This is a genomic window from Flavobacterium sp. (assembly GCF_027533505.1).
In the GTDB taxonomy this organism is placed as follows: Bacteria; Bacteroidota; Bacteroidia; order Flavobacteriales; family Flavobacteriaceae; genus Flavobacterium.
On sequence record NZ_JAPZUB010000056.1, the window covers coordinates 19,692 to 41,251 of the forward strand.

Annotated in this window: 19 protein-coding genes; 10 read left to right on the forward strand and 9 right to left on the reverse strand. The window is 40.7% G+C overall.

Features of this window, described 5'->3' with window-relative positions:
• Window positions 1–65 precede the first annotated feature (65 nt).
• Genes O9316_RS11450 through O9316_RS11465 form a run of 4 tightly spaced genes read left to right on the forward strand, consistent with a single transcriptional unit; the run spans window position 66 to window position 8,283 of the window.
• Window positions 66–608, forward strand: a complete 543-nt coding sequence (locus O9316_RS11450; protein WP_298347217.1) for a hypothetical protein — start codon at window positions 66–68, stop codon at window positions 606–608.
• 26 nt (window positions 609–634) lie between these two features.
• The gene (locus O9316_RS11455) at window positions 635–5,344 is read left to right on the forward strand and encodes a gliding motility-associated C-terminal domain-containing protein (RefSeq protein ID WP_298347219.1); all 4,710 of its coding nucleotides are present in this window, start codon (window positions 635–637) and stop codon (window positions 5,342–5,344) included.
• 56 nt (window positions 5,345–5,400) lie between these two features.
• Window positions 5,401–6,312: a type IX secretion system membrane protein PorP/SprF gene (locus O9316_RS11460; RefSeq protein ID WP_073365306.1), complete on the forward strand. Its 912-nt coding sequence runs from the start codon at window positions 5,401–5,403 to the stop codon at window positions 6,310–6,312.
• An 18-nt stretch (window positions 6,313–6,330) separates the two neighbouring features.
• Window positions 6,331–8,283: an OmpA family protein gene (locus tag O9316_RS11465; protein WP_298204558.1), complete on the forward strand. Its 1,953-nt coding sequence runs from the start codon at window positions 6,331–6,333 to the stop codon at window positions 8,281–8,283.
• A 629-nt stretch (window positions 8,284–8,912) separates the two neighbouring features.
• Here O9316_RS11465 and O9316_RS11470 read toward each other — a convergent pair.
• The 8 genes from O9316_RS11470 to O9316_RS11505 all read right to left on the reverse strand — a co-directional run bounded on the left by O9316_RS11470 (window position 8,913) and on the right by O9316_RS11505 (window position 13,769).
• On the reverse strand, window positions 8,913–9,389 hold the full coding sequence (locus tag O9316_RS11470; protein ID WP_298204559.1) for a CAP domain-containing protein: 477 nt from the start codon (window positions 9,387–9,389) through the stop codon (window positions 8,913–8,915).
• Between the two features lie 193 nt (window positions 9,390–9,582).
• Entirely contained in the window at window positions 9,583–10,227 is a 645-nt protein-coding gene (gene pdxH / locus O9316_RS11475) for a pyridoxamine 5'-phosphate oxidase (protein WP_298204560.1), read from the reverse strand.
• Window positions 10,228–10,265: 38 nt separating this feature from the next.
• On the reverse strand, window positions 10,266–11,180 hold the full coding sequence (locus tag O9316_RS11480) for a ribonuclease Z (protein WP_298204561.1): 915 nt from the start codon (window positions 11,178–11,180) through the stop codon (window positions 10,266–10,268).
• On the reverse strand, window positions 11,181–11,381 hold the full coding sequence (locus O9316_RS11485) for a hypothetical protein (RefSeq protein WP_298204562.1): 201 nt from the start codon (window positions 11,379–11,381) through the stop codon (window positions 11,181–11,183).
• A 1-nt stretch (window position 11,382) separates the two neighbouring features.
• The gene (locus O9316_RS11490; protein WP_298204563.1) at window positions 11,383–11,712 is read right to left on the reverse strand and encodes a ribonuclease Z; all 330 of its coding nucleotides are present in this window, start codon (window positions 11,710–11,712) and stop codon (window positions 11,383–11,385) included.
• Window positions 11,712–12,641 (reverse strand): aspartate carbamoyltransferase catalytic subunit, encoded by a 930-nt coding sequence (locus O9316_RS11495; protein ID WP_298204564.1) that lies wholly within the window; start codon window positions 12,639–12,641, stop codon window positions 11,712–11,714. The genes O9316_RS11490 and O9316_RS11495 overlap by 1 nt, the downstream gene beginning before the upstream one ends.
• Window positions 12,642–12,653: 12 nt before the next feature.
• Window positions 12,654–13,196, reverse strand: coding sequence for a bifunctional pyr operon transcriptional regulator/uracil phosphoribosyltransferase PyrR (pyrR, locus tag O9316_RS11500; RefSeq protein WP_298204565.1), 543 nt, complete (start codon window positions 13,194–13,196; stop codon window positions 12,654–12,656).
• A gap of 87 nt (window positions 13,197–13,283) precedes the next feature.
• Window positions 13,284–13,769 (reverse strand): glutathione peroxidase, encoded by a 486-nt coding sequence (locus O9316_RS11505; protein ID WP_298204595.1) that lies wholly within the window; start codon window positions 13,767–13,769, stop codon window positions 13,284–13,286.
• A gap of 269 nt (window positions 13,770–14,038) precedes the next feature.
• Here O9316_RS11505 and O9316_RS11510 point away from each other — a divergent pair, with 269 nt between their 5' ends.
• Together O9316_RS11510 and O9316_RS11515 are read left to right on the forward strand one after the other, a co-directional pair.
• A complete protein-coding gene (locus O9316_RS11510) occupies window positions 14,039–14,572 on the forward strand; it encodes a sigma-70 family RNA polymerase sigma factor (RefSeq protein WP_298204596.1) in 534 nt (177 codons plus the stop codon).
• Window positions 14,569–15,357, forward strand: a complete 789-nt coding sequence (locus tag O9316_RS11515) for an anti-sigma factor (protein ID WP_298204566.1) — start codon at window positions 14,569–14,571, stop codon at window positions 15,355–15,357. Before O9316_RS11510 ends, O9316_RS11515 begins: the two co-directional genes overlap by 4 nt.
• A 69-nt stretch (window positions 15,358–15,426) precedes the next feature.
• Here O9316_RS11515 and ccsA read toward each other — a convergent pair whose 3' ends face one another.
• Complete coding sequence (gene ccsA, locus O9316_RS11520) at window positions 15,427–18,612, reverse strand: cytochrome c biogenesis protein CcsA (RefSeq protein ID WP_298204567.1); 3,186 nt, start codon at window positions 18,610–18,612, stop codon at window positions 15,427–15,429.
• 140 nt (window positions 18,613–18,752) lie between these two features.
• Here ccsA and O9316_RS11525 point away from each other — a divergent pair, with 140 nt between their 5' ends.
• The 4 genes from O9316_RS11525 to O9316_RS11540 are packed head-to-tail and all read left to right on the forward strand — an operon-like array spanning window position 18,753 to window position 21,559.
• On the forward strand, window positions 18,753–19,502 hold the full coding sequence (locus tag O9316_RS11525) for a Rossmann-like and DUF2520 domain-containing protein (RefSeq protein ID WP_298204568.1): 750 nt from the start codon (window positions 18,753–18,755) through the stop codon (window positions 19,500–19,502).
• Entirely contained in the window at window positions 19,486–20,013 is a 528-nt protein-coding gene (locus O9316_RS11530; protein WP_298204569.1) for an HAD family hydrolase, read from the forward strand. Before O9316_RS11525 ends, O9316_RS11530 begins: the two co-directional genes overlap by 17 nt.
• Before the next feature lie 27 nt (window positions 20,014–20,040).
• Window positions 20,041–20,976 (forward strand): geranylgeranylglycerol-phosphate geranylgeranyltransferase, encoded by a 936-nt coding sequence (locus tag O9316_RS11535; protein WP_298204570.1) that lies wholly within the window; start codon window positions 20,041–20,043, stop codon window positions 20,974–20,976.
• Window positions 20,960–21,559: a Maf family nucleotide pyrophosphatase gene (locus O9316_RS11540; RefSeq protein WP_298204571.1), complete on the forward strand. Its 600-nt coding sequence runs from the start codon at window positions 20,960–20,962 to the stop codon at window positions 21,557–21,559. Before O9316_RS11535 ends, O9316_RS11540 begins: the two co-directional genes overlap by 17 nt.
• Window position 21,560 lies beyond the last annotated feature (1 nt).

A 21,560-nucleotide genomic window follows, 5' to 3' on the forward strand; every position in this document is an offset into this window, starting at 1 on the left:
TTGAAATAGCAAAACTTATCAACATAATTTTGAACAATGTTAACTTTTTCCTAAAAGTATAAAACATGAATAGTATCAACCCAAATAAATCAAACATGAACAAACCCCATGGTTCCCGCTCGTTTTGGAGTTTTATAGTCATCACATTGACTTTATTCTTCACGTTTTCAAGCGAAGTCTTTGCACAGGGCAGGCAAAATGCCCCATCAGTCCGATCATTAGATGCCTACATCAATGGTGGAAATGATCCCGAGCGCACGCGCTTGAAGGATTTGGTCTTCGAGGTACAGTCCTCGGTTTACTTTTTCGACAACGTAGTCAAAACCTACGGTAGTACACCTGTAAATGTCTATACTGACTTCAACGGATTTATCCGTTTACCACAGGCAAATTTTCAAAAACAAACCATCGAATTGATTACTATTCGCATTGACGAACCTTCCCAAATTATCGGTGCATTAAATTTGAATACGCTATCAAGTTTCACCAAGCTTCGTTATGTGTATGTGTTAACAGCTTTTCCATACACGCTACCTCAAATTTCGCAGGTAGTAACGTCAGCTGGAACAAACTATATTGTTGTATTTAAAAGCGAACCTGGATCTTAATCCAGTTTATTTAAAAGTTGAATACCATGAAAAACAACTATATGACTTTCAAATCGAACAAAACCCACTTTTTACTGCTTCAGCTCATCCTTCTTTTTGGAAGCTTAAGTTTGCTTCATGCACAGGTTTATGTTCCGTTTTCACAACGTACCTCTTCGTTTACGCCTACACAAACGGTTTACAATGTGAAAGGAGATTTTACCATGATTGGTAATACCAACCTGACCTTACAAAACTATGGGAATAATACTAATAACAACAATAATACTATGGTATATGTTGATGTTGATGGTAATTCACCCATTGGATTAGGAGGAAGTCCTACTTTTAACTCCTCTTCAGCTAACTTAACTTTCTCAACAGAAAATGGAGCTATCCCTTCTTGTTCTAAAATCGTTTTTGCTGGATTATATTGGACAGGTCGGGCTAGTCAATCCACTGCTGGAACTTCAAATACTTTTAATGTAATTCGTACCATTAATGGAACTAGTTACACAAAACAATTTGATAAACGAAGAGTAATGTTAAGAGGTCCTAGCGCATCTACATATACTATGATGACGGCTACTAATAATAACATTTATTACCCAACTAACACATCAGACTACATCTATTCTGGATATACAGAAATTACAGACTATGTTCGTCAAAACGGTTTGGGAACTTATACAGTAGCAGATATTGCTCTTCGTGATGGTAACGGAGGTGGAACAGGATACTCTGGAGGATGGGGTATAGTAGTTGTATATGAAAACTCCAAAATGAAGTACCGAGACATCACAATTTTTGACGGTCATGCATACATGAATGGTTTATCAACAACGAACCTACCGGTTTCTGGTTTTAACACCGTACAAAACGGAAATGTAGGTGTCAAATTAGGTTTGATGGCTTCTGAAGGGGATGTTAGCCTTACTGGTGATTTTTTCAGAATTCAGAATCTAAACACCGCTAATTATACTAATTTATCGCACAGTGGTAATAGCGCCTCTAACTTTTTTAACTCGTCCATAGCGACCGGTGGAAATACTCGTAATCCGAATTTACAAAATAATACGGGGATCGATATTTCCATGTTTAATTTGAATAACACCAATAACGCTATTATTGGAAATAGTCAAACGTCAACCAATTTCCAATACGGAAGTGGTGGTGACGTATATGCTATTTTTAATATCACCATGGCGGTTGATGCTTATATTCCAGAACCTGAAGGTTTATTGACTGTAACACAACTCAATGGTGTCAATGTCTCTGCAGCACCTTACACAATTCAGCCTGGTCAAGACATGACTTTTACGGTTGATATTCGCAATCAAGGTACCGAAGCAATCAACAATGCAAAAATTGTGATTCCTGTCCCTTACAATGCGACTTATGTACCTAATACGGCTTCGGGTAGTGTATTTTTTACTCCGCTTCCAACACCCAATTCAATCACGTTTAACCCTTCATTAGGGGCTACAGGTTCAATTGTTTGGGATTTTGGTCGTTTACCATTACCTACTACTCCCAACCAAGTGTTGGCTCGTTTGACATTTAAATTAAGAGCGACAACGGATTGTACTATTTTAAATAATAGTGCTTGTGGTAATGCCATATTAGTAAATGGTACTTTATCTGGTACAGGTGCAATAACAGGAGTAGTATTTAATAACCGTCCTTTAATTCAAGGTCACACCTCAAACGGAACATGTATTGGGGAGCCTATTACACAATCGATATCAATTGCAATAAATGGAACCAATTATGTTAATGCAAATTGTCAAGGGGTACCTGCAATTCGAAACTTTGCGTATTGTGGTTCTGGAAATACGGTTCCTGTCACTGATGTAGCCTCAAGTTTTCCTGTAGGCTCTTCTTTCTACAATGAATTCCCTGTAGATTCCAATACGATTCAATATACAAGCACAAACCCCTTTCCAATTACACCCGGTTCAACCGTAACCTATTATGCTGTACCTGCTGGTGCAAGCGGTTGTTTTATTCCATTTACGATTTCGCGTTGTAATAAAATTATCGCCAATGATGATGCCGGTTCGTCGGTTGTTGGTGCTGCGGGTGGAGTTTCATTTACCAATGTTTTAATCAATGATACATTGAATGGAAACCCAGTGACAACATCACAAGTAGTTATTTCGCAAATTTCAACATCCAATGCTGGGGTAACATTATCAGGTAACAATGTTGTTGTTGCTCCAGGTACCCCTGCTGGCAACTATACTTTAGTTTACCAAATTTGTGAAGTATCCAATCCAACCAACTGTGATACTGCAACAGTTACAGTACCTGTCTCAGCTGCTGTTATTAATGCTGTTGATGATTCTGGAAGCGCTAATGGCGCTACTGGTGGCACAGCAGTACCTAATGTATTGGTTAACGATACATTAAACGGACAGCCTGTAGTATTAGCGCAGGTAAATTTAACCCAAGTTTCTACTTCAAATCCAAATGTAACTTTAGATCCTACAACGGGTGCGGTGAATGTAGCTGCTGGAACTCCGGCCGGTAATTATACTTTAGTATACCAAATCTGTGAAATCGTAAATCCATCGAACTGTGATACCGCTATCGTAACAGTAACTGTTGCTGCGCCTATCATTGTGGCTAATGACGATGCAGGAACTCCTGTAAACGGTTTTGCAGGTGGAACTTCATTCACTAACGTTTTAGTAAACGATACCTTAAACGGGCAGCCTGTGGTGGCTTCTCAAGTGAATACTACTTTCGTTTCTTCTACCCATCCAGGTATTACCCTTGTTGGTACTGATGTGGTAGTAGCGCCTGGTACACCTGCGGGTTCATACCAATTGGTATATCAAATCTGTGAAGTAATCAATCCTTCGAATTGTGATACTGCTACAGTATTTGTTACTGTTCATCTACCACAGATCATTGCTAACGATGACAACTTTACAATTCTTTGTTCAGCTAACGGTTCTTTAGGTAATGCAATCTCAAATGATACTTTGAATGGATTACCAATAACTAGTGGATTAGTAAACTTTACAATTCTATCTGGTGCAGCACCAAATATTGTAATTGATACCAATGGAAATATTTCACTTACTGAGACGGGTAGTTGTGGAACTTATACTTTCACTTACCAAATTTGTGAAGTTTTAAACCCAAATAACTGTGACACTGCTACTATAACAATTACTATCCAAGATACAACCAACCCAACGTTCGTAGAAGCGTTACCTGCGGATGTAACAGCGGAATGTTCTAACGTTCCTGCTGCGGTAACTTTAACCGCTACGGATGATTGTGGTGAGGCTAACGTAACTTTCAACGAAGTAACTACTGCGGGGGCTTGTCCGGGTGCTTATACCTTGACACGTACGTGGACGGCAACAGATGCTTGTGGCAACACTACATCACACGTTCAAACCGTAACGGTTCAAGATACAACCAACCCAACTTTCGTAGAAACGTTACCTGCGGATGTAACGGCGGAATGTTCTAACGTTCCTGCTGCGGTAACTTTAACCGCTACGGATAACTGTGGGGCGGCTAACGTAACTTTCAACGAAGTAACTACTGCGGGAGCTTGTCCTGGTGCTTATACCTTGACACGTACGTGGACGGCAACAGACGCTTGTGGTAACACAACCACGCACGTTCAAACCGTAACTGTTCAAGATACAACCAACCCAACGTTCGTAGAATCATTACCTGCAGATGTAACAGCGGAATGTTCTAACGTTCCTGCTGCGGCTACCCTTACTGCTACTGACAACTGTGGGGCAGCTAACGTAACTTTCAACGAAGCAACTACTGCGGGGGCTTGTCCTGGTGCATATACCTTGACACGTACGTGGACGGCAACAGATGCTTGTGATAACACAACATCGCACGTTCAAACCGTAACTGTTCAAGATACGACAGCGCCTCAGATTGCAACAGCATATCAAACTGTAATTAGTGCTACTTGTGATGCAGTTCCTGCAGCTCCAGAATTACAGTTTACAGATAACTGTGCTGCTACGGTTACTGTAGTGTTTAATGAAACAAGTACTACACCTGTTAATGGATCGTATACAATTGTTCGTACATGGACAGTTTCTGATAGTTGTAATAACACAAACACGTATACACAAACTGTAAACGTTACTGTTAATGCAACGACAAATCAGTATGCTTATCCTGAGGCTGTATGTACCGATGATAATACTTTATTAATTGATATTGCTGCTGTTATTGCTACGCAGTTCCCTGGTACAGATACTACTTCTGGAACTTGGACTGACATGAACAATTCAGGAGGTTTAAATACAACAACTGGAGTATTTAATCCATACCAATTGCCTGATGACACTTATGTAATTAAGTATACATTACCAACAGCAACGTGTCCGATTGAATTCTTAGTATCTATTAATGCAAATGATGAAGTTTGTACTGTATTACCAGCTTGTCAACCTATCATTGTTAACAATGCAGTTACACCAAATGGTGACGGTGCTAATGATTTCTTTATCATTGAAAATATTCAAGATATTACATGTTACCCGGAAAATACGGTTGAAATTTACAACCGTTGGGGTGTGAAAGTATTTGATACTACAAATTACGACAACACTTCAAGAGTATTCCGTGGAATTTCAGAAGGTAGAGCAACCGTAAATCAGTCTGCTGAATTACCAACAGGTACCTACTTCTACATTTTGAAATATAAAAAAGCGGATGGTAACTTTGTAACTAAAAACGGATATTTGTATTTGTCAAGATAATCTATCAACGGGGGGTTATGCCCTAACCCCCGGTTGTTAATTTAACACCCAAATAAATGAAAACAAGAATTTTAATTTTCGGAATGCTGTTAACGGGTTGGATGAGCTTTGCTCAACAAGACGCCCAGTATACGCAATATATGTATAACACCATCAATATCAATCCAGCTTATGCAGGGTCGCGTGGTGTGATGAGCTTTTTCGGGTTACACCGAACTCAGTGGGTAGGTTTAGATGGAGCACCGGTAACCAATGCGTTTTCGATGAACACTCCTATTGAATTTACCAATTTGGGACTAGGATTATCTTTTGTAAACGATCGTATAGGTCCAACGTCTGAAAATACAATTTCAGCGGATGTTTCCTACTCGGTTCAAACTTCAGAGAATTATAAATTATCCTTTGGAGTAAAAGCAACAGGGAACTTATTCAACTTGGATGTTACGCGTTTGACTTATCAAAATCCAAATGACCCCTTATTACAAAATTTGAATAACAACTTTAGTATGAATGTAGGGGCAGGCGTTTATTTCCACTCTGATAAATCATATGTTGGGTTGTCGGTTCCTAATTTCTTTGAAACCAAGCGTTACGATGATAATGATGTGGCCGTTTATAAAGAGCGAATGAACTTTTATTTAATTGGTGGATACGTTTTTGATTTGTCACCCAATTTAAAATTCAAACCCGCTTTCTTGTCTAAAGTTGTTGAAGGGGCTCCCTTTCAATTGGATGTTTCTGGTAACTTCTTAATTCAAGAAAAACTGACGCTAGGTGCTGCTTGGCGTTGGGGTGCAGCCATGAGTGCTATGGTTGGATTTCAAATTACAGACGGTTTATTTGCCGGATATGCGTATGATTTGGAAACCACACGTTTGGCAAACTATAACTCAGGATCTCACGAGATTTTCTTGCGCTTTGAATTATTCAGACGCGATGATCGAATTGTATCACCAAGATTCTTTTAATCTAATTACCAGCACACCATGAAAAATAAATTTTTACATATCGCTTTAATCGCCATTGCTACCTGTAGTACTTTGACGGCTCAAAATAACAAAGTGGCCAAAGGAACCAAGCAATACGATAACTACGCCTATGTTGATGCGATAAAAACCTACGAACGTATTTTTGCGAAGGGATACAAATCTCAAGATATGCTGCAAAAGTTAGGAGACTCCTATTATTACAAAGGAGATTATGACAATGCAGCCAAATGGTACACCGAATTATTTGCGTTTACCAAAGAGGTAACTCCTGAATACTATTTCCGTTATGCTCAAGCATTAAAGGCAACAAAAGATTATAAAAAAGCCGATGAGATGATGGCTGCTTTTAACCAAAAAAGTGGGAATGAGCAACGTGCTAAATTGGCGGCATCGCAAAAGGACTATATGGCCCAAATCAAGAAAAACTCAGGACGCTTTACGCTTGAAAACGCAGGCATAAACTCGGAGTACTCGGATTATGGAACGTCCTATTATGGCACTAAAGTTGTTTTCTCTACTGCCCGCGATACGGGAGGAATAGGAAAACGTAAACACACTTGGACCGGAGAAAGTTTTACCAATTTGTACACTGCTGACCTGGGGGAACAAGGAGCTTTATCCAATCCTAAACGTATGAATGAAGGTTTGAATTCACGTTTTAATGAATCGACATCAGCCTTCACCAAAGATGGAAAAACCGTATACTTCACTCGAAACAGCTTTTTGACCAAACGTGAGAAAAACAGTAAAGGGTCTACGTTACAGAAAATCTACACTGCAACCTTAGAAAATGGAAAATGGGTAAATATCAAAGAATTACCTTTTTGTAGTGAGGATTACCAAGTGGCGCACCCAACCTTGAGCGCAGACGAGAAAACATTGTACTTTGCTTCGGATATGCCTGGAACTAAAGGAGTTTCTGACTTGTATAAAGTGGCTATCAATGGCGATGGCACTTTTGGAACTCCCGAAAACTTAGGCGATGTAATCAACACTGAGGGACGTGAAACGTTTCCAATGATTGCTGCCGACGGGGAATTTTACTTTGCCTCTGACGGACACCCTGGATTAGGTGGTTTGGATGTATTTATGGCCAAAGTACAACCCGATGGTAGTTTCAAACGCGTACACAATGTGGGTGAGCCTGTAAATAGCAATAAAGATGATTTTGCTTTCATTATTAACGCCAAAGACCGAACAGGATACGTATCTTCCAACCGCGAAGGGGGTAATGGTAATGATGACATTTACCGTTTCAAAGAAAACACCCGATTGGTCGATTGTGAACAAGCGGTACACGGTATTGTTACCGACAAAGAAACAGGCAAACCTTTGGCAGGGGTATCCGTAGTGTTGCAAGATCAAAACTTCAAAATCTTGAAGGAAATGAAAACCGATGCAGAAGGAAAATTTGATTTTGGTACGCAAGATTGTGAAACCAAGTTTTATATCAAGTCTACTTTACCGGAATACAACACAGTCGATACTCCTTTAATGACCGCGAATGAAACTGGTAAAACGTTTGTTCATGTAGAAATGGAGCGCACGGTTAAACCTGTAACGGTTGGCGACGACTTATTTAAAGCGTTTGGTATTAAGATCATTTATTTTGACTTAGATAAATCAAATATCCGTCCGGATGCTGCCGTTGAGTTGGCCAAAATTTTGGATATCTTAGAACAATATCCTACAATGGAAATCGATGTGCGTTCGCATACCGACTGTCGTCAAACTTATAAGTACAACATGTCCTTATCTGATCGTAGAGCAAAATCTACCGTGGCTTGGTTGATCAAAAATGGTATTGCTGCGAGTCGTTTGACAGGCAAAGGTTACGGAGAGTCACAATTGGTTAACGATTGTGCTTGTGAACCAACCAACAAGTCCGAATGTACCGAAGAACAACACCAAGCCAACCGTCGTTCAGAATTCATCATTACTAAATTATAATCGCAATTATAAATTGTTTAAACCCGAAAACGCCCTGCTTAATGTGGGGCGTTTTTCATTGTACTCCCCCTCTATTTCCATTCCCTTAAAGTACGCTTCCATCAAGGATGGACGATACAACATTTGCAGTGCACTTTTCCCGCTTTGTTGCCTTTACAAGGCCGCGTTGTAAACATTCTGAATATCATTGCTACATAATGATAAATCCATGCTTAAATGCATTCAAACAAACGATTATTGCAGGCGGGTACGGTTTACATTTAAAAGCAAATGGAACGCGAAACTTGTATTTTCTGAAAGGCAAGTTCAAATACGGTTTAAGGCTTTCAAAGCTTTCGAGTAATCACTAATCCAAATCGTCATAGAACATTTTTTAAAGCTAACGAAAAGCCTTAAAAATTGCCTTTACATCAAATGTTGATTGCACCGTTCTATCCTGCAGTGCTTTTTGAAAAATGAGGTTGTACTCAGCCCGGATAGAGCCGGCATCCCCCGATGGATATCGGGGATATAGGCGAAAGCCGGATCGGGTTGTAAAGAACGTGGAATTGTGTTGCTGCCCAACATAAAACAAAAAAAAACCACTCCGGAGAGTGGTCATTTCAAAATCAAACAAAACTATAAATCAATTATCTTTTCATAAATATGTTCGTAAAGTAACGGCGTCCGTTGGCGGGATTAATGGTAATTGATACGCCAAAGTGGGTGTAATCGCCTTCGATGTTGGCTTTGTGGCCTGGGCTATTCAACCAAGCATTCAATGCAGAGGCTGGAGTTGAAAAATTGTAAGCTACATTCTCACCTACCCGTACAGCGCCCAATACATGCTTGATATTGTCGGCACGCTCCTCAAATAGGTCGTGACTTACCACATTATTTTCAATCATGTATTCGTTATGCTCAAAGGATTTGAATGAGATGTGGTTTACGATTTCCAAGCGGTTTAACCCTTGGCTGGCACGGTAATCGTTTAAACGGGTAGCTAAATCCGTTTCTTCTGCGGTATAATCATAAGCAGTGACTAATCGATAATCGTTGGTTGAAGTAGCTTCTTCATCTTTGGAACACGATACTAATGTAAACACCAATGCGATTGGTAAAAACATTCTAAGTAGTTTTGCTTTCATAGTAGTAGGTTAAGTTTTGACGGATAGATGTGGGGCAAATATCTTGTCAGTTAGTAATTGATGAACGTTGTTTTGATTTGGTTACCCAAACTTACTACTATACCGTTAAAGTGACAAATAAAATCGATGAATTACACTATAAATTTAAATTTATAGGTATTTTTCTTACAATTTATGGAGATAAACGTTCTATTTTCCAGTGGAAGTCAGCCTGAAGTGTATACCGAATGCGATCGTGAAGTCGGTTGGGACGCCCTTGCCAGAATTCGACCGAATGAGGACGGACGAGATAACCGCCCCAGTGCGCAGGTCTTGGAATGGGTTGTTGTGCAAAGGTTTGTTCGAGGTCTTTTAACTTTTCATCCAAAAAAGTGCGGGAGGGTATGGGTTGACTTTGTGCTGAGACTAGGGCTCCCAATTTACTACCGTCGGGTCGTGAGTCAAAATACGCATCAGAAACGGCCTCTGGTGTTTTTTCGGCAGTGCCTTTAATGATGACCTGTCTTTCGATACCCGGCCAGAAAAAAGAAAGGCATACCTGCGGATTTACGGCTAAGGCCCTCCCCTTTTCGGATTCATAATTGGTGTAAAAAATAAAACCTTCTTCGTTGTACTTTTTGAGTAATACTACGCGTGATTTGGGAAAACCATCCAATCCAATGGTTGCAACCGTCATGGCATTAACTTCATCGACGCCCCCGAAATCTTCGGCTTCATGAAACCAACGATGAAAGAGATTGATAGGATCTTCAGGTATTTGAGTTTCCAGTAACTCGCTTTTGGTATAACTTTTACGGTAATCGCCTAAATCGTGCATGATTTTTTTTTACAAAATTACGGTAAAGTACGATAAGTTTACCGTTGGGGTATTTCAAATTCTTTCCCATCTTCGGCAAGCCATACGTGTGGAAAAATAGTTTCAGCTTCGGTTTTAAATGGTTCCGTCGAGCCGTAACGGGTTGAAAAATGCCCTAAAAGCAGTTGACGGACCTCGGCTTGCAAAGCGATGGAAGCGGCTTGCTTAGCTGTAGCGTGCATCGTTCGTTCGGCGAGATGCCATTCATTTTCCAGAAAAGTACTTTCATGATACAACAAATCTACTCCTTTGATCAAGGGCACTATGCGCGCATCATAACACGTATCACTGCAATAGGCATAGCTGCGCGCCATGGCAGGATCAAACGTAAGTACTTCGTTGGGTATCACACGGCCGTCTTCGAGGGTAATGTCGCCACCGTATTGAATTTTTCGAAAATACACCGGCTCGATTTCCAATTCGGTGATGGCTGGCATATTCAGTTTTCGTTCTTTATTTTTTTCTTGAAATAAAAACCCGTTGGTATAGACGCGATGGTTGAGCGGAATGGTAGCTACCCGAACTTTCTCGTCCTCATATAAGATTTCGGAGGAGGTGGATTCTAACTCATGAAAATATAAGTTATAACCGGTATACGACCCTGACGCGCGAAGTTGTAATAAACTAATTTCCTTGATGCCTTTGGGACCGTAAACATGCAAATCGTTTTCTCGATTGAGTAACATGAAGGTAGAAAGGAGTCCGATGAGTCCATAAAAATGATCCCCATGCAAATGAGAAATAAATATATGGTTAATCTTGGAAAACTTAATCTTGCTTTTTCGCAATTGTACTTGCGTTCCTTCGGCACAATCAATCAAAAAAATATGGTTTTTGATTTCTAATACCTGTGATGTAGGATTAGAAAAAGTACGCGGGGTAGCGGCGTAACAACCGAGGACTGTGAGTTTCAATTACGAATCGGTTTTTTGGTTTTCAATTTTTCCAAGGCGAATAATTTTAAGAATCAATACAATAATGATTCCCAAATTGAGTCCTAACTTCAAATAATCAAAGTCGCCCGTTTTGATGTTCTCGAACAACCTTCGCACAAAAAGAAAGGTCAGTCCAAATAAAACTACGGTATAAATATATACAAAGGTTTTATTGCTCATATTAAAATCCTAAATCACGTTCAATTTCCTCCATTTCGATGATGTCATGCGCTTCTTGCAGTGAAGGTACAACATGCAAATGCGCGGGTACAGCATTAAAGTCAATGGCTTTCACCACAATTACAAAGGACTTTTTTCCTTTTTGATGGGTTTTAGCCAAAGGAGAAAAAAGTTTTACTGCGTTTACATCAACTTCGATATGCGTTAAATCAATAATTAGATTTTGGGGTACAAATTGCCCATGCTCACGGGTCACTTTGGCACAAAAATCGGCTACGGGTTCGACTGTATCCCGAACAATAGTGGTATGTCCTTTTGTTTCTACTTTCATTAGGGTTTTAATTTTGAAGCCAACAAATAAATGACCGCCATTCGAATAGCCACGCCATTTTCTACTTGATCCAAAATGACTGAATGGGCACCATCAGCGACTTCGGAGGTAATTTCAACTCCACGATTGATCGGCCCAGGGTGCATGATCACAATTTCTTTGGACAACGAATTCAAAAGCGCTTGATTGACGCCATATTGCTGCACATAGTCCCGCGTGGAAGGAAAATACGAAACATCCAAACGTTCGTTTTGAATACGAAGCATATTCGCCACATCACACCATTCGAGGGCTTGACGCAAATTGGATTCTACTTTGACACCTAAACTTTCAATATACTTAGGAATGAGCGTTTTGGGGCCACATACACGTACTTCGGCACCTTGCATTTGGAGGGCAAAAATATTGGAAAGCGCTACCCGCGAATGTAAAATATCGCCCACAATGACCACTTTTTTTCCAGCCACATCGCCCAAACGTTCGCGTATGGAATAGCTGTCAAGTAACGCTTGCGTAGGATGTTCATGAGCGCCATCGCCAGCGTTAATGATACTTGCATTGACATGTTGCGCCAAGAAATAAGCCGCGCCAGGGTGCGCATGACGCATGACCACCATATCTACTTTCATGGCCAAAATATTATTGACGGTATCGATAAGGGTCTCTCCTTTTTTGACCGACGATTGGGCTGCCGAAAAACTAATGACATCGGCTGACAAACGTTTTTGGGCCAATTCAAAGGATAACTTTGTACGGGTACTGTTTTCAAAAAAGATATTGGCAATGGTAATATCACGTAGGGATGGAACCTTTTTGATGGGTCGGTTGATCACTTCTTTAAAATGATCGGCGGTTTCAAAAATCAGTTGAATATCTTGTGGTTTTAGATATTTGATGCCGAGCAAATGATGGACAGAAAGTTCAGACATGGGTGTGTTGCATTAAGGTTGTGTGACCAAATAAACGGCATCTTCGCCCTCTTTTTCTTGCCAACAAACTTTGACAACTTCATCGTTGATGGCATCTACTTGACGTCCGCGGTAATCGGGTTGAATGGGTAAATGACGGCTAAATCTCCGGTCGATTAGGGTTAGTAACTCCACCTCCGAAGGACGCCCAAAGGATTGAATTGCTGTGAGCGCAGCGTTAATACTTCGTCCGGTGAACAAAACATCATCTATGAAAACGACTTTTTGATTTTCAACCAAAAAATCGATTTGTGTTTTATTGGCCTCCAAAGGTTTTCCACTGCGACGGAAATCATCGCGAAAAAAAGTGATGTCTAAAAATCCCAACCGAATGGAGGTTACCCCGTAATCATTTTGCAACAATTGAGTTAACCGTTGCGCAAGATATTTACCTCTCGGTTGCAGTCCAATCAATACGGTATGCTGAAAATCGGAATGGTTCTCGATCAACTGACAAGCCAAACGATGCAGGATAATGTGTACTTCGGTAGCATTGAGTAGTAGTTTTTGACTCATGGAGAAGTGTGCTGTTTGGGTGGTAAAAGTACGGATTTTTTCTTCATCATCGTTCAAAAAAAATCCCCTGACGAGCAGGGGAAGCTATTATTTAGAAATCCAATCCACGATTTTGGCATCCATGGGCGAAATTTGAGGCGAAATCACTTGCTCCAAATGACCCTCGGTTCCGATGAGATACTTTTGAAAGTTCCACTCCACCCGACTGTCTTGCAACCCATTTCGGGCTTGTTGGGTAAGAAACTGATAGACTTCACACATATCACTACCTTTTACAGAAACCTTTGCCATCATAGGAAAACTGACGCCGTAATTTTTTTGACAAAAAGACGCAATCTCCGCATTGGTTCCCGGTTCTTGTTGTCCAAAATTATTGGCTGGAAAACCCACAATCACAAAGTTTTTATCTTTAAACTTTTGATACAAGGCTTCCAAGTCTTTGTACTGTGGTGTCAATCCACATTTGGAAGCGGTGTTCACAATTAAAATTTTCTTTCCTTTTAAAGACGAAAAATCAAAGGTATTGCCTTCCAAATCTTCTACTTTAAATTGGTAAATCGTTTCTTTGGCCATAGGGGTTTCATTTTGTGTCGCTGGAATAGCTGCTTGGGCTATCGATGTTTCACTTTGTTTGCATGAAAGCAAACCGTAAATTAAGGCAACGGTGATTAATTTTAGTTTCATGAATTATTTTTGTTTAAAAATACAATAAAAAAATTAAACACTTTTGCCAAGCACCTCCAAAATTTATGTTAATTTTCAAAAAAATAAAATCCAAAAGATTCGAACTTACGTAGATGATGTAACTCTAAATAAAATTTGTGAAACTAATAGACGCTATTATGACCCAGGAACAATTGATTCCGCTCTTACAAAATAAGGACGAGCGGGCTTTTACTACGATGTATGACATGTATTCCAAAAGTTTATTTGCGGTGATTTCGAATTTAATTAAAGATTCGGAAGAAGCCGAAGATGTGCTGCAGGAAGCTTTTGTCAAAATTTGGAAAAACATCGACACATACAACGACAGCAAAGGTCGTTTTTACACTTGGATTTTAAACATTGCTCGAAACACGGCCATCGACAAACTCCGCTCTAAAGGCTATAACAACAGCCAAAAAAACCTATCAGTAGAAAACTTCGTATCTATGGTAGGAGACAACAGTCGCATGAACCATCGCATAGACACTATTGGGATTAAAGATTTTGTGAAAAAATTAAAACCCAAATGCATCCAGTTGTTGGATTTGTTGTTTTTCAAGGGATATACCCAGCAAGAGGCTTCTGAAGAATTGAATCTTCCTCTTGGAACGGTAAAAACCCAAAATCGGAATTGTATAAATGATTTAAGAACGTATTTGAACGTATCATGAAAGCAGCAGAAATAATTGAATCTGGACAACTCGAATTGTATGTGTACGGCGTTTTAACGACTGAAGAAACGGCAGCAATTGCGTCACTAGCAAAAAAAGAAAATGAGGTTAATGAGGAAATCATTGCCATTGAAAAATCGGTTATTAACCTTTCCTCAAGTTTGGCTCCTGCCCTATCTGCGGGCGTATTTGAACGGTTAAAAACTTCTTTAGCACTCACATCAACCTCTGTTATCCCAATACCGCGTCGTCGTAACACGACCATGTACCTGGGTTGGGCCGCTTCGATTGCTTTGCTATTGGGTGTCGTTTTCCAGTACAACCAAACTAACGAAGTGACGACACAATTGAAATCGACCGAAACGGAAAAATCGAATTTACAAAAATCGGTTGTCACGTTAACCCTTGAAAAGCAACAAACAGAAGTCGCTTTGCAGGTGATTCGCGATCGTCAAAATACAGTCGTTGCCTTGGCAGGGCAAACCGTTGCACCGCAAGCCACAGCGACTATTTATTGGAATCAAAAGACACAACAAGTTTATGTCGATGTCTCGGGATTGCCTGAGCCGCCCCAAGGAAAAGTCTATCAAATATGGTCGTTAAAGTTAACCCCAACACTCACGCCAACGAGCATAGGTTTACTCAACGATTTTACCAAAAATTCAGCTAAAGTTTTTGCCGTGGAAACTACGGATGATGCCCAAGCTTTTGGAATTACTCTTGAACCTGCGGGAGGTAGCGCCACACCTACTATGGAGCAATTGTATACCCTCGGAAAAGTCTAACCCTTTCAACACCCCAAATCCAAAAAAAGGTTCAACACATAAAGTTGAACCTTTTTTCATTATAATATGTTAGGCTTTTTTGGGCTTCGCGTATAGCTTTCGATAGCGCCAAAACACAAAAGAGGCAAACACCATAAAGACGACAAAAATCCGAATGTAGATGTCAACATTTTGTTTTTCTCCAGTCGCATACGAGTGCATGCCTGTAAGGTGGAAATTGACCCCAAAATAGGTCATTAAAATAGACGCAAAGGCCAAAACACTCATAAAGTTAAATGCAAACAAACCGCGTAAACCAGGAACCAATCGAGCGTGAATCACAAAAGCATACACCATAATACTGATCAAAGCCCAAGTTTCTTTCGGGTCCCAGCCCCAATAACGACCCCAACTTTCATTGGCCCACTGTCCACCCAAAAAGTTACCAATGGTCAATAGCACTAATCCAATGGTTAAGGCCATTTCGTTGATATAGGTAATTTCTTTGATATGCAATTCCATGGCATTTTTGTTTTTGGCCGTGGTCACCAGCATCAAGAACATGGCTACGATTCCCAAAATCATTCCCAAAGTAAAGGGTCCGTAACTGGCCACAATGACGGCCACGTGAATCATCAACCAATAGGAATTTAATACGGGTTGTAAATTGGCAATCTGTGGATCCATCCAACTCATGTGCGCTACCATCAAAATCATCGAAGCTACAAAGGTTCCCGCAGCAATGGTTAATTTTGACTTTTTATCAAACGCTAAAGTGAAAAACATGGTCGCCCACGCCACATATATCATACTTTCATACGCATCACTCCAAGGCGCATGTCCCGATACATACCAGCGGGCAATCAACCCCAAAGTATGGGTTGCAAACAGAAGACCAATAATCACATGAAAAGTAGTGATCGCATAGCGCAACGGTTTGTTGTTGGTGAAAATTTGAACAATCACTAAAATCAACATGAGGCTCCCCGCCAACATATACCAAGTGAACAAACTTCGAAATACATCGTATTTGTTCAACAGTATTTCGGAGGTAATTTGATCATCGGAGGGACGAACGGCTTTACCAAACTTCTTCTGGTAATCTTCAATCCCCTGAAGCAAGGTATTGGCCATCGTGTAATTTTGGGTAGTAGCGCCTTTTCCTAATTCATTGAGATAATAGGGAAATGCGTTTTTAATTTTATCCAAATCGGTTCCCGTGGGTTGATTGATTTCCATAAAGGATACCCACTTATTCCCTTTGTCGTTGGGTACTGGGAATATTTTCAAAATTCCCCCGTACATCGCGCTAAACATGAGATTGATTTTTTTATCGGCCTCTACAAAGTCTTTTTGAAAGTTGTTGGGATTGGTCGTTTTGTAAGCGTCCTCAAGGTATGGCGATAACTTGTAATTCCCTTCAGGTGTAATAAAATCTTTAAATCGAACGTATTTTGCTTCTTTGTCTACCCCGATTAACTTACGAATGCTGTCGTTCCCGCGTTTCAAATAGATGATGGGTAAATTTTCCCAAGCTTTCGGATACATGACCATAGAAAGAAATACCTGATCGGCATTGAGTCCTTCATACGTATCGCTTTTACTCACTTTTCGCAATAATTCAGAAGAAAACGTATTTACAGGTTTCATGCGTCCGCCTTCATCTTGAATGACCAAGCGTCCAAATTGTGCGGCTTGTTTCTCAGGAACCGCATATTTTTTTACCGAATCCAAGTAATTGAACACAACCTCTTTTTTGGGCTTGGCAGGCGCATGTTGGTGTCCGTCATGATCAGAATGTTGCGCAGCTAGTGACCCTGATAAGCCAAACAACAATAGCAGTGTTAAGGCCGCTTTTTGTTCTTTGAGTTGCCCTAACTTTCGTTTTAAATTGGCAAAGCGTGTGTTTTTGTCGAATAAAATGGCCAACATGGCAAAAAACAGTAAGAAATAACCAATGTAGGTAATCAATGTTCCCCAAAAATCATGGTTTACTGAAAGAATTGTTCCTTTTTCATCGGGATCGAAGGAGGATTGGAAAAAACGGTAGCCTCCATAATCTAATATATGGTTCATGTAAATCTCGGCATCGGTCTTTTTCGCTTTATCAATAACGGTAACGATACTCTTGAAAGCAGAATAACTTTTCTCTGTCCCTGGATATTTATCAGCGATAAAATCGTTCAACTTCATAGAGAACGGCAATTCATAAACCTTACTTCCAAATTGGAGTGTAAACTCTAAATCCCCAACTTTAATGATGCGGGGCTCCCCTGTTTTTCCTTTTGAGCCTACTAAAGTCACTCGTTCCGTTTTACCTCCGGTGTGAATTTTAACCGTAAGAGCGTCATCAGCGTTTTTGGCTTTGTAATCACCCCCAGAGACAAAATCTTTTACACCACGCATCGGAGGTTCAGGAAAAACAAACTGTGAACCTCCCACGTTATATAAGGAGCGGAGCATCAATGCCGCTTCGGTATTGGCTGTTACCTCGCCTTTCAACTGGTCGGCCATGCGCATGAAGTTGCCCGCAAACGGCGTTTTTAGGGTTGTATTTGTGGCATCGGAAGTGATATTGATGGCGCCTTCCATGGGTTTGTTAAAGGCAAATAACAAGCCGTGGATGCTTTGCACTTCGCCTTCAGCAAGGTAATGTTCGTGTCGTTCGCCGTTGCCTGCCTCAACCAATTTGAAATACAATTTCCCTTTTGGATCAGCTTTGATCGATTCCTTGACATTCATCAAAAAACTGTCGTATTCAATGGTAAATGGTACCGTGTCAAAACGTTCTTCGAGGGCAAAATGATTGGAGGCAAAAGGGGGATACACCGCTTCAGAAAGAATCAGTGGTTTTTCTAAAATACGCCGTTTTAATTCCCCTTTGTAATTTCCATCCACCAAAACGGTAAGGAAAGTTCGATCGGAATAAAACTGATTAGCACTTTCCCCTTCGCGTATGGGCATCATCCCCTCATAACTGATGTAACGGGTGATTCCTGCGCCAATAATGATAAATATAAAGGAAAGGTGGAGTAACAATGTAGCCCAATTTTTGCGCAAATGCAATTGGTAGCGCTTGATGTTTCCAATAAAGTTAATTAAAAAAAAGAATAGAATAAGCTCAAACCAGCGGGTATTATACACCCAAATCCGAGCGGTGTCGGTATTGTAGGCACTCTCAATAAACGTTCCCGCTGCCATAGCGGCGGCATAAACTATGAATAAAACCGCCATTAAACGGGTAGAAAACAAGAGCGCAAGAATTCGATTCGCCATTTTATTTTAAAATTTACGCAAAAGTAACGCAAAAAATAAAACACATCGTGGCGAAAGGATGGAATTTAAAGGAATATTAGGAAATGTTGTGAAAGCATGCATCAATTGGGAAATTCCCTTTTTTTACTACCTTTACGACCATGATACGATTGGTCATTATTGGCTCCGGAAATGTGGCACAGCATCTGATTCAAGCATTTGAAAAATCGCTGGTTCAGGTGGTTGCTCGTCACCCAGAAGCGTTACATTCGCTTGCAATCCCTTGTCCCGTAGTGACTTCGCTAGACGAGGTGGCCGACGCAGATGTGTATCTGCTTGCCGTGAGTGATCATGCTATTGCCTCTTTGGCGCATGAAATTCCAGGGTCGGGGAAATTGGTGGTGCACACCTCGGGCGCAACGGGAATGCAGGTACTTCCCAAGCACCATCGCTTTGGCGTATTATATCCATTACAAACCTTCACCAAAGGAAAAGCATTGGATTACAGCATCATCCCCTTTTGCCTAGAAGCTGAGAAAAAGGAAGACTATATCCTTTTGGAGCAACTTGCACGTACCGTTTCTAATACCATTTTTCCCATCGATGAACAGCAGCGCTTGGCCTTGCATTTGGCGGCAGTTTTTGTATGCAATTTCACGAATCATTTGTACCAATTGGGCGCTGACCTTTGTGTTGCGCAGGGTGTTTCCTTTGATGTGCTTAAACCCTTAATCATGGAAACCGCGGCCAAAGTACAAATTCTAACTCCAGCCCAAGCCCAAACCGGACCAGCCCTTCGGGGTGATACAGTCACATTGGATCGCCATCAATCGATGCTTACACAACCTTATCCTAAAGAAATTTATCAATTACTCACCCAATCTATAATTGATTATGTCCAAAAGCTATAAAGAAGTAATGAATGCCATTACGACATTTGTCTTTGATGTTGACGGAGTTTTAACCGACGGCACCGTGCACGTGTCTCCAACGGGTGAAATGCTCCGTGAAATGCATATTCGCGATGGTTTTGCAATGAAAGCAGCCCTTGAAAGTGGGTATTCGGTTTGCATAATTTCGGGGGGAAGTAATGAAGGCGTGCGGATTCGTTTACGCAATTTGGGCATTACGGATATTTATTTGGGTACGCCCGACAAGGTAGAAACCTTCAAAGAATACTGTGAACTATACCAAATCAACCCGGCACACGTTTTGTATATGGGCGATGACATTCCCGATTTTCATGTGATGCAACGCGTTGGGTTACCCACTTGTCCTCAAGATGCAAGTCCCGAAATCAAGGCGATTTCCCACTACATTTCGCACAAACACGGTGGAAAAGGAGCTGTACGGGATGTTATTGAACAAGTAATGAAAGTACAAGGCAAATGGCTCGCCTATTATAATGGCCAACACGATTAATTTTTAAAGACATTCGATTACACAACCATGAACTATTTCAAACTTATACGGTTTCAAAATTTGCTTTTACTTGCCTTCATGCTTCTCATTTTTCGGTATGGATTTTTGATGCAACAAAACATTTTTTTAGCATTGACCGACTTTGAATACAGTCTTTTCATTTTGGCCATGGTTTGCATCGCGGCTGGAGGCTATGTCATCAATGATATTTTTGATCAAGAGGTGGATGCAGTTAACAAACCGGAACGCCGTATCATTGGCGTTTCCATTTCGGAAGAAAAAGGCTATTATGCCTACGGAGCGCTCTCGATTTTAGGTGTAGCCTTGGGTTTTTATTTATCTAATGTGATTGAAAAACCCGGATTTGCGGTCTTCTACGTCTTGGTGGTCGCCCTATTGTATGTGTATGCCGCTTCACTCAAACAAATGCCTGTCATTGGAAATTTGGTAGTGGCATTATTGGCTGGCGCGAGCATCCTCTTTATTGTGATTTTTGATTTGTACCCCGTGACGTATGACGGCAATCGGCAAACGATGAAAGTAATGTTTGATATGCTCAAGGATTACGCGCTATTTGCTGTGGTGCTTACCTTTTTACGTGAAATAATTAAAGATCAAGAAGATATTGAAGGAGACCAACGCGAAGGATTGCAGACCCTACCCATTGTTTTAGGTCAACGAAAAACAAATTACATTACCGCAAGTATTGCACTCGCCGCGGGTGCTGTTTTACTGCTCTACACGTTTACCCAAGTATTGGAATATAAACTTTGGATTACCGTAATTTATGCTACGGTTACGGTGATTGCCCCCTTATTTTGGGTGGCGATTAAGGCGTGGGCAGCGCGTGCAAAAGCCGATTATCGATTGATGAGTCGCGTACTCAAATTGATTTTCTTTTTCGGTATACTTTCCATAGCAGTACTCACCTACAACGTGATTCAAAATGCCAAAATCGTTTAAAATCATCCTTGCTTCGGGTTCGCCCCGACGGCAACAGTTTTTTAAGGAATTGGATTTGAACTTTGAAATTCGACTGAAAGAAATTGACGAAGTATATCCTGAAACCTTGCGCGCAGAGGAAATCACCAATTATATTGCTCGCGAAAAAGCCCGCGCATTTGAAGGTTCACTTGCCGACGACGAATTGCTAATTACCAGCGACACCTTAGTTTGGCTCAACGATCGTGCCTTGGGAAAACCCAAAGATTATGACGACGCTGTAGCCATGTTGCAACAACTATCGGGTGTAACGCATGAAGTGATTACCTCCGTGTGTTTTAAAACGTCAGCCTCTGAAGCGTTGTTATTTGATAAAACAAAAGTAACCTTTGCTTCGCTCGATTTGGAGGCCATTCACTACTACCTCAACCGATACCAACCCTTTGATAAGGCGGGTGCTTATGGAATTCAGGATTGGATTGGACTGGTCGGTATTGCCAAAATCGAAGGTTCCTACACCAATGTCGTTGGCTTACCCACTGAAAAAGTTTATCGCTTTTTAACAACACACTACTTAAAAATAGTTGTACTTTTAAAGGGATAAA

Excerpts from the sequence above, each read along its gene's own strand:
- O9316_RS11450 (WP_298347217.1), top strand. The coding sequence starts at position 66 with ATGAATAGTATCAACCCAAATAAATCAAACATGAACAAACCCCATGGT.
- O9316_RS11455 (WP_298347219.1), top strand. The coding sequence starts at position 635 with ATGAAAAACAACTATATGACTTTCAAATCGAACAAAACCCACTTTTTA.
- O9316_RS11460 (WP_073365306.1), top strand. The coding sequence starts at position 5,401 with ATGAAAACAAGAATTTTAATTTTCGGAATGCTGTTAACGGGTTGGATG.
- O9316_RS11465 (WP_298204558.1), top strand. The coding sequence starts at position 6,331 with ATGAAAAATAAATTTTTACATATCGCTTTAATCGCCATTGCTACCTGT.
- O9316_RS11470 (WP_298204559.1), bottom strand. The coding sequence starts at position 9,389 with ATGTTTTTACCAATCGCATTGGTGTTTACATTAGTATCGTGTTCCAAA.
- pdxH (WP_298204560.1), bottom strand. The coding sequence starts at position 10,227 with ATGCACGATTTAGGCGATTACCGTAAAAGTTATACCAAAAGCGAGTTA.
- O9316_RS11485 (WP_298204562.1), bottom strand. The coding sequence starts at position 11,381 with ATGAGCAATAAAACCTTTGTATATATTTATACCGTAGTTTTATTTGGA.
- O9316_RS11490 (WP_298204563.1), bottom strand. The coding sequence starts at position 11,712 with ATGAAAGTAGAAACAAAAGGACATACCACTATTGTTCGGGATACAGTC.
- O9316_RS11495 (WP_298204564.1), bottom strand. The coding sequence starts at position 12,641 with ATGTCTGAACTTTCTGTCCATCATTTGCTCGGCATCAAATATCTAAAA.
- pyrR (WP_298204565.1), bottom strand. The coding sequence starts at position 13,196 with ATGAGTCAAAAACTACTACTCAATGCTACCGAAGTACACATTATCCTG.
- O9316_RS11505 (WP_298204595.1), bottom strand. The coding sequence starts at position 13,769 with ATGGCCAAAGAAACGATTTACCAATTTAAAGTAGAAGATTTGGAAGGC.
- O9316_RS11510 (WP_298204596.1), top strand. The coding sequence starts at position 14,039 with ATGACCCAGGAACAATTGATTCCGCTCTTACAAAATAAGGACGAGCGG.
- O9316_RS11515 (WP_298204566.1), top strand. The coding sequence starts at position 14,569 with ATGAAAGCAGCAGAAATAATTGAATCTGGACAACTCGAATTGTATGTG.
- ccsA (WP_298204567.1), bottom strand. The coding sequence starts at position 18,612 with ATGGCGAATCGAATTCTTGCGCTCTTGTTTTCTACCCGTTTAATGGCG.
- O9316_RS11525 (WP_298204568.1), top strand. The coding sequence starts at position 18,753 with ATGATACGATTGGTCATTATTGGCTCCGGAAATGTGGCACAGCATCTG.
- O9316_RS11530 (WP_298204569.1), top strand. The coding sequence starts at position 19,486 with ATGTCCAAAAGCTATAAAGAAGTAATGAATGCCATTACGACATTTGTC.
- O9316_RS11535 (WP_298204570.1), top strand. The coding sequence starts at position 20,041 with ATGAACTATTTCAAACTTATACGGTTTCAAAATTTGCTTTTACTTGCC.
- O9316_RS11540 (WP_298204571.1), top strand. The coding sequence starts at position 20,960 with ATGCCAAAATCGTTTAAAATCATCCTTGCTTCGGGTTCGCCCCGACGG.